The sequence below is a fragment of the Psychrobacter sp. 1176_08 genome, assembly GCF_052850615.1.
Window position 1 is genome coordinate 201,404 of the sequence record NZ_VXCU01000003.1, and the last position, 12,247, is coordinate 213,650.

General features: G+C 42.8%; 11 protein-coding genes. 1 reads left to right on the plus strand and 10 read right to left on the minus strand.

The features are described 5' to 3' along the window. Positions 1–6: 6 nt before the first annotated feature. From FW759_RS05230 to FW759_RS05245, 4 genes are all read right to left on the minus strand, one after another. A complete protein-coding gene (locus FW759_RS05230; RefSeq protein WP_446442381.1) occupies positions 7–1,188 on the minus strand; it encodes a cysteine protease StiP domain-containing protein in 1,182 nt (393 codons plus the stop codon). A 61-nt stretch (positions 1,189–1,249) separates the two neighbouring features. Next, complete coding sequence (locus tag FW759_RS05235) at positions 1,250–2,080, minus strand: HAD hydrolase family protein (protein ID WP_353670107.1); 831 nt, start codon at positions 2,078–2,080, stop codon at positions 1,250–1,252. Between the two features lie 88 nt (positions 2,081–2,168). Further along, positions 2,169–3,485, minus strand: a complete 1,317-nt coding sequence (locus FW759_RS05240; protein ID WP_446442382.1) for a phosphoribosyltransferase domain-containing protein — start codon at positions 3,483–3,485, stop codon at positions 2,169–2,171. Positions 3,486–3,568: 83 nt separating this feature from the next. Beyond that, positions 3,569–4,711: an ATP-grasp domain-containing protein gene (locus tag FW759_RS05245; protein ID WP_446442383.1), complete on the minus strand. Its 1,143-nt coding sequence runs from the start codon at positions 4,709–4,711 to the stop codon at positions 3,569–3,571. 364 nt (positions 4,712–5,075) lie between these two features. Here FW759_RS05245 and FW759_RS05250 point away from each other — a divergent pair, with 364 nt between their 5' ends. Further along, positions 5,076–6,356, plus strand: a complete 1,281-nt coding sequence (locus FW759_RS05250) for a TerD family protein (protein WP_446442384.1) — start codon at positions 5,076–5,078, stop codon at positions 6,354–6,356. 93 nt (positions 6,357–6,449) lie between these two features. Here FW759_RS05250 and FW759_RS05255 read toward each other — a convergent pair whose 3' ends face one another. The 6 genes from FW759_RS05255 to FW759_RS05280 all read right to left on the minus strand — a co-directional run bounded on the left by FW759_RS05255 (position 6,450) and on the right by FW759_RS05280 (position 11,982). Beyond that, complete coding sequence (locus FW759_RS05255) at positions 6,450–7,058, minus strand: TerD family protein (RefSeq protein ID WP_095570242.1); 609 nt, start codon at positions 7,056–7,058, stop codon at positions 6,450–6,452. A gap of 98 nt (positions 7,059–7,156) precedes the next feature. Then, complete coding sequence (locus FW759_RS05260) at positions 7,157–7,909, minus strand: TIGR00266 family protein (protein ID WP_062845002.1); 753 nt, start codon at positions 7,907–7,909, stop codon at positions 7,157–7,159. A gap of 179 nt (positions 7,910–8,088) precedes the next feature. Then, positions 8,089–8,664, minus strand: coding sequence for a TerD family protein (locus tag FW759_RS05265; RefSeq protein ID WP_062845001.1), 576 nt, complete (start codon positions 8,662–8,664; stop codon positions 8,089–8,091). Positions 8,665–8,973: 309 nt separating this feature from the next. Further along, the gene (locus FW759_RS05270; RefSeq protein WP_062845000.1) at positions 8,974–9,894 is read right to left on the minus strand and encodes a glutaminase; all 921 of its coding nucleotides are present in this window, start codon (positions 9,892–9,894) and stop codon (positions 8,974–8,976) included. Between the two features lie 247 nt (positions 9,895–10,141). Further along, positions 10,142–11,215, minus strand: a complete 1,074-nt coding sequence (locus FW759_RS05275; RefSeq protein WP_095570243.1) for a DUF475 domain-containing protein — start codon at positions 11,213–11,215, stop codon at positions 10,142–10,144. A gap of 191 nt (positions 11,216–11,406) precedes the next feature. Further along, complete coding sequence (locus FW759_RS05280; protein ID WP_062844998.1) at positions 11,407–11,982, minus strand: TerD family protein; 576 nt, start codon at positions 11,980–11,982, stop codon at positions 11,407–11,409. Between the last annotated feature and the right edge of the window lie 265 nt (positions 11,983–12,247).

Below are 12,247 nucleotides of genomic sequence, written 5' to 3' on the forward strand. Positions count from 1 at the left end.
CAGTCATTAATGATCTTTGCTACGCTGCTTAATAAGGGTGATGGCTTGATAAGGCAGTATTTTATCACCTAATACACTGACAATGATATTTCGTTGCTTGCATAAATGTCGCAGCAATGTGGTATCAGGGTGTTCGGCAGTTGCCAGTAATATACGCTCGGGGTCACGGCGCAATATCGCTCGTGTCGCCTCTGCGATCGTTGGCTTGATACGGTTGCGATTGGTAATACCATAATCAGCGGCCAGTTTATCAATTAAATTGGCCGTCTGGTAGCGTGGCTGCTTGAACGTTGGTAAATACTGCGGTGCCATAGATAAGTTGTGGCGTGCGACGTTGATACGATCAATAAAAGCTAAGCTATGATCTGCTTCAACCAAATTGTCATAAAAAACACTGCGGTGAAGCCCTGATTGAGGCTCAGTGTATAAACTGCGCGATATAAGTCCCGATACAGTACTGTTTAACAGCCCTGAGGGGATCAACCAGTCTTCCTCACTGGCACTCAACCAAGCAACGCCAGCAGGGTCAGCCAAGGTCAATAAAGGAATCACCTCAGCACCTTGATGGAAAATATTGGTAAAGTTAGGGTGACTAGAGTCGCTAAAGGTCTCAAGGCTGCGAATGAGTTCTTGATAAATCGCTCCTTTACCTGTCCAGCCATCCACAAATACGATAGGAGAGTCTGGATAAGCGTCCAATAGCATTTGTAGAGCAAGTGGATCAAGACCACGGTCACGTATGATACTAATGCCATAATGTACACTTGGTAATGCGTAGTTACTCTGCGTATCGGCAAGGGCTTTTTGCAATAGCACCCCAATCGGCAAACCCGCTCGTACTAAACTGACCAAAACCAATGGCTGCTCATCGCTGACGGTTGGCTGAAAAATACGATGTAAGGTATAAGCCAAATTCGCAATATCAGTCGCGGTTCTCGCAGTTCCTTGTTCTAGCGCCTGGATGTAGAGCTGCTCATGCATGGCACTTGGTGCGTCCTCCAGCGTCAGCATATCTGAGTAGTGCCGTTGCCCATTTTGGATAAGAGCTTCTTTTTGGCTGACGGGCACATCGGCAACGGCATCTTTAGCGACAATATCAAGCAGTACCGTCACATCGCTGGCAAGATAACTACCTGAGCCATAGTTTGCTAAATCGGCTCTTTTTGTGTTTTTATTATTTGAAATCATAAGAAGAATATTTACACTCGTGGTGATGACAATGAGGTTGCGCGGTTATGATTAAACACAACTACTGAGTAAGGCGTTGCTCATGTAGCTGACCATGATTGGGCATGCCGTACCAGTCAAGCAATTGTAGAAATGGCAAATCCGCTAGGCTGTCACCGAAGCCGAAGCTGGGACGATTTTTGTCTAAATGGTTATCTAATAGAAACTTTACGGCATGATGCTTATGAACCGCATGCGGCAATATCGCCAAATTGTTCGCATTCACATGTACATAAAAATGGGCGTCAAAATCTGGTATCAGCGCAGGCAGCTGCTGAGCCAACTCTGCTAGTACTTGATGGTCTTTTTGCGCATGTTTAATAGCCAAATAGACAGTCAAATTCGTATCATTATTGCTGTTAGAATCATGACTGAAGCTGTCAGTGTGCGGTGTCAATACTAAGCCATCAAAGAGAGTATTAGAAGGATGGTCAAGCAACTCAGTAAGCTGGTGCAGCTTGTCTTGTATGGGGGCAAGTGCTTTATACATCTGCTGCTGCCAATCGTTAAGCAATGCTCCATCAGAGGTTAAGATAATTGCGCCATGGGTCAATACTTGCCAGCTGTTAAAAGGCAGTTTTACACGCTTGATTTCGCTGCGGTCACGTGCCGTTACTACGATTAAATCAGTGCTCGCAAACAGCCAATTTACAAACGCAGCTTGGCGCTGACTCATGAAACTTAGCGGTTCGCCTTTTTTATTGACTGTCGCACACACCAAATGTTCAGGTTCAGCAGTAGGCACATTCCATGCGTCAATTTTACGCTGAGTTTGGAATAAAGTATCGTCCAAATCCATGAGAGCATAAGGCTTAGTAATGTTTGGATTGGCTTGAAAAAATGGGGTAGTCATGGATTATTTGTGCCTTGATTGTTTTTAAATAATTTGCTTTGATATAAAAAACTATCGATAACATCTTGCGTTCTGCGTTGCTGAAAACTCAGTCATGCCCACTATCGGCACCTACCACAAGCACGTTATCTAAGCCTTTCCACATGTCATCAACGCTATCTACTGAGGTCTCAACGCATAAGACAATCAAGTCCCAATCATTTGGCTCAACGTTATAGACAAAGTTGGTCATGCCAAGCCCATAATTATCGCTAAAGCTCAACATAGTGGTAATGGTACCGCCAAGCGCGATCGGTGAGCGTGTCAACGCACTAAAGTTAACCGTAGACTCGGTGTTAGCCTCTTGCCTTTGAGTGTGCATTTCAAGCCATTCTGCCAATAAAAAAGGCAACCAAACAAATTCATTACTTCCCAGCACCAAGATTTTTTTGGGCAATTGAGCAACTGCAAAATTGTCTTGATCGCTGAATTTGGTAAAAGAAGCCTGAAATTTCGACAGATAGTTATCAAAGCCGTCCGTGCTGTCTATCGTTGGAAAACGGCCCCAACCACCCGTATGACCTAATGCTTGACTGCCAGCCTCAGTTGTATCGACTGATGGCATAATAATTGGCTCAGGATTAGGTGCATCTGTCCACTGCCAAGCCCCAGAGAGCAAATGATGACGATGAAAATCAACACCTGCCAAGCGTGCCGCCATTTGCTCAGGTATCGCGCTATCGCCTGTCTCGTCTGTTTTGTTCTGATCCAATGACCAATCAACCAATGTGGTGAGATGTACTTGTTCTAACTGCGTGAGTCCTGCACTACGTAAAGCCGTGACGACATTGACACACGTATTACCTGTTGAGGCTTCATCATCAACCATGATAAGGGTTTTGCTGGTGAGCAACTGATCTTGAGTGACTTTATCAGCACTTTGATAGATCAAGTGTTGGCTGGCATGGCTGTGGTCTTCACTAAATGTCGTTAGCAGAGACTCAGTACAGTCAGCAGTGTGCTGCGCATGACGGGTAGAATTTAACAGTAAAGCATTTGGATAACGCGTTTGTAGCGCTTGATGCACGCCAGCTGACAAACCAACGGCTGTTTCTGCCATGCCAATGACCAATATAGGTTCAGGCAGCTGGCTAGGAACTAGATTTGCAAGCTCGGTAAAAGCATAACGCATGGTGCTGGGAGCAACTGGAATATGACGACCCAATACTTTTGAGACAAACAAAAACGCCCGTTTTGGATTGATGCGCTGGGCAAAACCAAGCAAATCTTCTAACTGGTAATGATCAAAATTGTCCGAACCTTGCTTATTTGAGCTGTGGCTACTTGTTGCAGAATTAATCTGATAAGTTAAGTCAAGCGTGCCTCGCGGCAAAGTAATAGTCGTACTGTGTTGCTTATTTGACATTCATGTTCCTTGATACTTTTAATTTTATACAGCGACAAGCTTTTTAACTTTGACGCTTTGCCAGTTGTAGCGTAGCCAGTTATTTACTCAGTAGTGCTTTCTTCAATTTTTACACCTGTCATGACCGCGCGCACTTGGCAGGGTATTATTTGTTGTGCTATATCTGCAAGCTTTGGCTTTTCGGTCAAACCTAACCAATAGGCAAAACCAATTTGTGTCAAATCTACACCGCTATGTGTGGTATAACCAATACCACCAGACGGGCGGCTATTGATTTCAAGCACACGATGCTGACCATTCTCATCAGCTTTGGTTTGCACACTGACAATACCGTCACAGCCGAAAGCCTGGATCAATGGAATGACAACATCCATGACCGATTGCTCGTAACCGATGTGCTGAATTTTTCCTGTTTTATAACGCGTGACCGCAGCCAAGACTTCGCCATATTCGCACACTACATCGATTGAGTACTCTTGCCCTGGCAGATACGGCATCAGTAACATAGGAATAGGACGCTCTTCTAACATTAGACTGTGTGTGTAAGCATTGATAAACTGAGCCGTGCTGATCCTTTTTTCTTCAGTAAAATACAAGTGCTCAAAGCTATCATATTGCTTGCCTGTCTCTTGTCCTGAATCTAACTGCCAAAATCCTTGTGCAAAGATTCCAGTGACGGGTTTGATGCATAGTGGCTGATGATCATGTTCGGCAAGTAAGTCTTTAAGCTCTGCGATATTGTCAAAGCGCCAAGCGTGTGCGACAGGAATATCATGCTGATGACACTGTTGCATAAAGGCGAACTTATCATCGATTGTTTTTAAGGCATCGACGCTGGTCGCGCCCGTCAATAGACGGATACCCGCTGCGTCAAATTCTTCACGGTGTTCTTCATATGCGATATTATTGCGCCCAGTAAGCAATACTTTGGTATGGTTTTGACACGCATGTTCTAAGACAAATTTCCAACGCGGTATGACTGGTTCGGCATCAGATTTTTTGTCAGTATTGGCAGTGGTGTCAAACGGCTCATAATACACTTTATCAGCAAATTCAAAAATCTCAGGTCTGTTGTGACGGTGTGAGGCAATGATAGAAAATGGCGTAGTAGACTGATCTTTCAATGCTTGTAGGCTATCTAACATATCGCGCTGGCTAGATTGACCTTCAGCTAACCAAGCAGCTGTTGATGGGATATGGTGGCTATCGTGAATAGGGTTATCCATAATTCTCTCTTGTCATAAGTGTTAACTGTCATTGGATAACTCAGTGTCGTCATCGCAACACTACCAGCAATGTAAGTCAAACCAATCAGGGTTTGGTAACGTTATTTAAGTCACTTTGTCTAATGAGCCTGAAATGGGATAGGTGCCATACTGCCGATAGCAGCGTATATTATATACAAATGCTAGGCGTTATAAATACTCCTGACACGATAGTAGCGAGTATTTTTTAATAGCAATTTTTTGAGTATTTTTAATATGTTATGAAATGGGGTTACTGATCAAAACAAGGATATATCCATACTACTAAAGTCGGATAGCTGGCATAATAACCACAATGCATAATAAATTATTTAAAGGACACATAATGAGCCAAATTCACTCTCAAACACTGGTTGCAGGTGCCAATGCGCCTCTGCCAACTGAAAACATTAGTATTCGTATATTAAGTCAAAATGCGATTGATTGTGCTGCGTATCGCCTCACGAGTAGTGGTAAAGTGCGCGGTGATGGCGACATGATATTTTATGGACAGAAGCGTAGCGATGATGGCAGTGTTAGCTTTCGCGGTCATGACAGTGATGGATTTTTTGATATTAATTTGCCTGCTCAACCTGCAAGCATCGAAAAAATAGCCCTTGCATTCTCTAGTGAGCAAACCTTGTCCCAAGTCGGGGACGTAGACATTCAAGTGTTGCAAGGCAATCAAGTGCTAATGACTTGCCAATTAAGCGCGGCTGGGCGTAACGAAAAAGCCATTATTTTGGCTGAATGTTATCGTAGGCAGGGCAGTTGGAAGTTTCGGTTTATTGCTCAAGGGTTTGAAGGTGGTCTAAAGCCTTTGTCTGAGCATTTTGGCGTTGAGATTGCGGATGAAGCACCAGTCCAATCCCAGAACCAGTCTCAAAACCAGAACCAGTCTCAACCTATCAATACACAACGTCCAATTAATACACAAAAAGCAAGTAGTGCTTCTCAAGCAAGCACACCACCACCGATTCCATCCAATCCTTCAATCAATCTAAGCAAGATCACACTAACTAAAAACCAATCCAGCATTAATCTTAAAAAACGCGATGACTTTGGCAAAATTTCTGTCAATCTAAACTGGAACCAACGTCCAAACACTGATAAACAAGCACCCAAAAAAGGGTTGTTGGGCGATCTTTTCAAACAGCATAAGGCTGGCGGTATCGATCTTGATGTTGGTGCAATGATTCACCTAAAGAGCGGTGAGAAAACACTGATTCAAGCGTTAGGCAATCGCTTTGGTAGTTTGCAATCAGCGCCTTACGTTTGTCTGCGTGCCGATGATAGAACAGGTCAAATCAGTGGTGGAGAGTGGCTTGATATTAATGGCCAGCAATGGTCGCAAATTGAAGAAGTATTTATCTTTGCCTTTATTTACGAAGGCGCACCCAACTGGGAAAAAACCGATGGGGTAGTAACCATACATGTACCTGAACAGTCGCCGATCGAAACACGTTTAACAGAAGGTGCTGGTAATCTGCCGATGTGTGCCATTGCACGTTTGGTCAATCAGCAAGGCAGTATCAATGTTGAACGTATCAATCAGTACTTTAAAGGCCATCAAGAAATGGATAAAGCCTTTAATTGGGGATTTAGCTGGAAGCGTGGCAGTAAATAAAACAGCATAGTAAAACATAAAAAATCAGCCCCTTTATTACAAATAGAGGGGCTGATGACTTTTAGCATTATAAGATGTGTTCAGGATAAACAGTTAAGCGTGCGGTGTGATGGCAGGCATGAGGTCATGGAAGGTGCGACCAGAAGCGGTCTCGCCAATTGCATGCATTTTCCACTCATTGTTATGACGATACACTTTTGCCATTATCATTGCCGTATGGCTGCCTTGCGCCGATAGATTATAACGGGCAACCTCGACATTGTTGTTGGCATTGACAATACGGCAAAATGCATTCGATACTGTCTCAAAGGTCTGACCAGTAAAGCTATTAACAGTAAAAACAAGCGACACAACATTGGCAGGGATTTTTGATAGGTCAACATTGATGACTTCATCATCGCCTTCACCGTCACCCGTACGATTATCGCCAGTATGCACGATACTGCCGTCTTTTGAGGTCAGCTGACTGAACCAAATCGCATCAACGGCTTGTTTGTTCGCATCAAACATGATGCAAGAGGCGTCTAAGTCAATAGAATCACCACCGCTGCCGCCACCAAATAATTTTCCCAAAAACCCACTTTTTTTATCTTGTGGGCCTTGGGCGACATCCCAACCCAAACCCAACTTTACCTGTGTAAGGTCGCCGCCAGCTTCTTTGCTGAGAGAGATTTTTTGACCTTTTTGTAAACTAATCGCCATGAGATAATCCTTATAATAATTATGAATGAATCGTTAAATGACATCTGTTTTTAAGCAGTTTCGTCTTAGAGAGCGTTATTGTTCTATAGGATACATCGCTATAAGATATTGTTTAAAAACCCGCTATTACCACCGCGTCCACCCGAGCTTGTGCCCAAGATGCTTTGTAGCCAGCCTTGATAACTGTCTCGATTGCGCGAGCAGATAATGACTTTACCCGTACCAGAGAAGTTCAATACCATGCCTTCGCCGCTGGTGACAGAATTGATAATATTGCTCATGATGCCTTTTTTCTTACTAGTGGACACAGACAGCTTATAATCCAGGTTTGAGTCCCAACACACCACGTGTCCATTATCGATAATGACGTCTTTATCTGGTGTCACATCAATCTCAAACAACGAACCAAAACCCGATACGACCACTTGGCCTTGACCCTGTGTTTGCATGACCATAAAGCCGCCAGTATCACCAAACACGGCACCACCCAAGTTACGCTGAATATTGGCTCTGATATCAACGCCTGTCTGGGCGGCAACAAAAGCACCATCACTCAAGGTATACTGCTGCGCACCGACATCAATAATCTGCATGTCGCCGTCGAGCGTTGGCGCAAGTAAACAATCCCCTTCGCCATTAACCGCTTCGATCTGCTGCTGAAATAAGGACTCATCGTTTGCAAACCGGCGCATCAATGATTGCATAAACCCGCCTTGCAACTTACCTTTAAGCTCAAGATTTGATTCCATCATTACCATTGCATTGGCTTCACAATAGATCGAGTCGCCTTTTTTGAGATTGCAATGCAAAAAAGGTTCAATGGTTCCAATTAAGCTGAATGTTGCGGCCATGATTTACAAGTCCTTATTCTAATACTTTGAAAATGTATGCTTATGACACATGGTTTTATATGTCGATATTCTAAAAAAGCCATCAAATGTATAAACGATTACACTTGATGGCCTATGTTTGATCCAATCAAAATTTGATTGTACCAATTAAATGAGCAAATAATGATGCTGGTAAAACGTTACACGTTCACACCGTAAGAAGCCGCTAATGGGCCAAGACCACCGCTAAAGCCTTGACCAACGGCACGGAACTTCCAATCGCCGTTATGACGATATAATTCACCAAATATCATCGCAGTTTCAGTGCTACCATCTTCTGACAAGTCGTAACGGGCAATTTCAGCATTGCCATTGTCATTTAAGACACGGATATAGGCATCGCCAACTTGACCAAAGTTCTGGTTACGGCCTTGACCTTCATAGATGATGGCACAGATTGCAACTTTGCTGACATCAGATGGGATACTAGCAAGATTGATTTTGATTTTTTCGTCATCACCATCACCTTCACCAGTACGGTTGTCGCCAGTATGCTCAACAGCGCCATTATCTGATTTTAGGTTATTAAAGAAAATGAAATCTTGGTCGTTACGTACTTTGCCTGCTTCATTAACCAAAAAACCAATCGCATCTAAGTCAAATTCTTGCCCGTCAGTGGCACGTGGATCCCATCCAAGACCGACTGTGATATTGGTTAAACCTGGCGCTTCTTTTGATAAATTTACGTTGCCGCCTTTTGTTAAACTGATAGCCATACAAAGATCCTTTAGATTAATAATTAAGTGGATTAAGTGATAGAAAAAGTAAACTAAAAATGATGTGTTTATGAGCAAAAGTGGCAAATACATCTAGCTGTATGCCATGCTCTACATATCACTACGCTTTACTATACTAAGCGTTTGCTGACTAAGCAAGGCGTATTTTGTGCGCTTACTATATGTTTACCAAGAGACATAATTGATGTTTACTAAGAGAAATAATTGCTGGTTATCTCTGATACTTTTTAACACTCTCTTTATATTAGTTAAGGTTAAACGATCAAAAAATACTTGGCCCAAGCATGTTTAATCGGAAAAAACCGACCAGCCCGTTTTTTCTACGAACAGCTCTAATGCTTTTAATCCAAGCTTGGAGTTTCCGATATGATCAAGCCCTGGCGACCAGACAGCGATAGAGCCTTTACCGGGGGCTATGGTCAAAATACCGCCACCAACGCCACTTTTACCGGGTAAACCGACGCGATAGGCAAATTCACCAGAGCCATCATAATGCCCGCACAGCATCATTAGCGAGTTAATCCTTCTTGCCCGGTGCTCGTTGATCACGCGTACCCCTGAGTGCTTATCAACCCCGTTAGAGACTAAATAGAGACCGGCGCTGGCTAATTGCTGGCAATTCATCGCAATCGAACATTGATGAAAGTAAGTACCCAACACCTTATCCACATCGTGCTTGAGACGACCAAAGGATTTCATAAAGTGTGCAAGCGATGCGTTACGGTCTTTATGCTCCATCTCGGACGCTGCCACTTTGTGGTCAAAACGGATGGACTCATCGTCCGTAATAAAGTGCACAAACTGCAGAATCTCACCCAATACTTCTCTAGGTTCGTGACCCATCATGATCGCATCCACCACCGCAATCGCACCGGCATTAATAAATGGATTGCGCGGTCGACCAGTTTCATGTTCCAGCATGACGATTGAATTAAAGGGATCACCTGATGGTTCACGACCAACGTGTGTCCAAAGTCCATCGCCCAACTTGCCAAGACCAATGGTTAGGGTGAATATTTTAGAGATACTTTGGATCGAAAACAGAGTGCTTGCATCACCTGCTGTATACATTTGTCCGTCAGGTGTCGCTACTGCAATACCAAATTGATTTGGATCTATGTGGGCCAGTTGCGGAATATAATCTGCTACTTTTCCACGATCAGTCTCAAGCGCCATCTGTGCGGCAATATCATCAAGAATTTGTTGCATATAAGTTGTATAGCCGTATTTCTGTTGGTGAAGGTTGTGTTATAAAGGATTGTACTGATAAAGCAGCGATTTTAACCGAATATAGAGTCACAAGGACGAAAAATTTGCATTTTGAGCAAAAATGGCTTTATGACATCGGTATCTTAAATATCAGCTCCATGAAGGAAGTAGAGTCATGCAAAAAAAAGCAGACCATATCTGATGATATAATCTGCTTATATAAGACGTATCGTATTAATAATACGTTTTAATTCAAATGGGCTTCTTTAGCTTTTTCGAGCTTGCGGTGCTTTAGTGATGCCCATAGTGCAAAACCAATAAAGGCGATACCGATAAGACCAGTAATCAGCTCAGGTACGTGGAATTTTACAGAAAGCAACATGATAACGGCAAGTGCACCGATGGCGTAATGCGCACCATGCTCAAGATAGATAAATTCATCAAGTGTGCCTTTATCTACTAAGAAAATAGTCATTGAACGCACAAACATTGCACCAATTGCAAGACCAAGCATAATCACGATGACGTCGTTAGTAATAGCAAATGCACCGATCACACCATCAAAACTGAACGAAGCATCAAGGACTTCTAAATATAAGAAACCGATAATACCACCCTTCATGATAGCGCTAGTGGCAGCACCAGTACTATTGCCTTGAGCGTCTAGTTCTTCTTCAAGATCGCCCTCAAGCATACCAGAAATTACTTGCACCCCCAGATATACTAGGATACCCCAAACGCCTGCAATTAATACCGCACCAGCTTGCTCAGCAGTCGCCCAAGATACTGAAATCATCAGGACAATAAGGGCTACGAATACGCTCATGGCATCGACTTTACCCAGTTTTGCTAAGCGACTTTCAAGCCAATCGAACCAATGTACTTCTTTGTCATCAAAGATAAAGTTTAAGAATACCAAGAGTAAGAAAATACCACCAAAGGCTGAAATTTCAGCGTGATGTGCCATCAATCTGGCTGAATATTCTTCAGGGTTATTCAGTGCCAAATCAATCACTTGCATCATGCCAAGATCGGCAGTCACTGCGACGATGACAATAGGGAATACTAAGCGCATACCGAATACGGCGATCAAAATACCAACGGTTAAAAATATCTTTTTCCAAAATTCGTCCCAGCCCTTAAGGACTGAGGCATTGACCACCGCATTATCAAACGATAATGAAATCTCCATAACGGCCAAAATAGCGGTAATGGATAGGGTAGTTATCAGGCCACCCATACCGCCATGTGAATATCCCCACCACGCTGCTATTGCTAGAGCGATGGCTGTGAAGATAAAATCTAAATAAAAATGTCTCATGACACATCCTGTCTGGTTGCGTAAAGCTAAGGTCAGTCTAGTATAAACACGCCATAAAAAAGTGGTTATCACTAACCACTTTTTATGTATAAATTCAGATGAAACATAAAGTATTATTGACCATTTGGCTATCAATAATTGTGACTATTTTGCAACTAGACATGTTTTATATTTCAAGGCGAAACCCTTGTTTAGATATCAACACCATACTGCTGACACATGGCTTGCAAACCGCCTGAATATCCTTGACCGACGGCACGGAATTTCCACTCACCATTGTGACGATATACTTCACCAAATACCATGGCTGTCTCGACAGAGTAATCTTCTGCTAAGTCAAAACGTACGACTTCAGTGCCCGTTTCTTCATTAACCACACGGATAAAAGCATTGGCGACTTGCCCAAAGTTCTGATTACGAGTAGCGGCGTCATGGATGGTTACCGTCACTACAATTTTATCGATATCAGCAGGTACTTGAGTAAGGTTTACCTTGATGACTTCATCATCACCATCGCCTTCGCCAGTACGATTATCACCTGTATGCTCAACGGAGCCATTATCGGATTTTAACTGGTTATAAAAGATAAAGTCATGGTCGCCACGTACTTTGCCTGCATTATTTAGCAAAAAGACACTCGCATCGAGATCGAACTCAGCGCCAGAAGTTGCACGCTCATCCCAGCCAAGACCGATCAGCAGCTTGGTCAAATTTGGGTCAGTTTTTGTTAGCGATAAATTACCGCCTTTATTAAGTGATAAAGCCATGAAATTGTCCTTATTATTAGAGTCAGTGAAAAGTTCAAATACATTTATAATCATGAAAAAAGCAATGTTTGGCAAAAAATGACACAAGACCATTACTTGATGACGCTCTATCATAACAACAAAAAATGACCCAATCAAAGCTGATTGGGTCATTGTTATGTTTTATCTGAATTGAACACAAAAACAAAGTGTTAGGTACTGTTTATACTTTAAAGACAATTTTAATGGTCACTATGCTTTGATTATTAAGTAATTACTTAAAGCT

What these genes read in the sequence shown, in the direction of transcription:
- FW759_RS05230 (WP_446442381.1), bottom strand. Translation starts at nt 1,188, where the DNA reads ATGATTTCAAATAATAAAAACACAAAAAGAGCCGATTTAGCAAACTAT.
- FW759_RS05235 (WP_353670107.1), bottom strand. Translation starts at nt 2,080, where the DNA reads ATGACTACCCCATTTTTTCAAGCCAATCCAAACATTACTAAGCCTTAT.
- FW759_RS05240 (WP_446442382.1), bottom strand. Translation starts at nt 3,485, where the DNA reads ATGTCAAATAAGCAACACAGTACGACTATTACTTTGCCGCGAGGCACG.
- FW759_RS05245 (WP_446442383.1), bottom strand. Translation starts at nt 4,711, where the DNA reads ATGGATAACCCTATTCACGATAGCCACCATATCCCATCAACAGCTGCT.
- FW759_RS05250 (WP_446442384.1), top strand. Translation starts at nt 5,076, where the DNA reads ATGAGCCAAATTCACTCTCAAACACTGGTTGCAGGTGCCAATGCGCCT.
- FW759_RS05255 (WP_095570242.1), bottom strand. Translation starts at nt 7,058, where the DNA reads ATGGCGATTAGTTTACAAAAAGGTCAAAAAATCTCTCTCAGCAAAGAA.
- FW759_RS05260 (WP_062845002.1), bottom strand. Translation starts at nt 7,909, where the DNA reads ATGGCCGCAACATTCAGCTTAATTGGAACCATTGAACCTTTTTTGCAT.
- FW759_RS05265 (WP_062845001.1), bottom strand. Translation starts at nt 8,664, where the DNA reads ATGGCTATCAGTTTAACAAAAGGCGGCAACGTAAATTTATCAAAAGAA.
- FW759_RS05270 (WP_062845000.1), bottom strand. Translation starts at nt 9,894, where the DNA reads ATGCAACAAATTCTTGATGATATTGCCGCACAGATGGCGCTTGAGACT.
- FW759_RS05275 (WP_095570243.1), bottom strand. Translation starts at nt 11,215, where the DNA reads ATGAGACATTTTTATTTAGATTTTATCTTCACAGCCATCGCTCTAGCA.
- FW759_RS05280 (WP_062844998.1), bottom strand. Translation starts at nt 11,982, where the DNA reads ATGGCTTTATCACTTAATAAAGGCGGTAATTTATCGCTAACAAAAACT.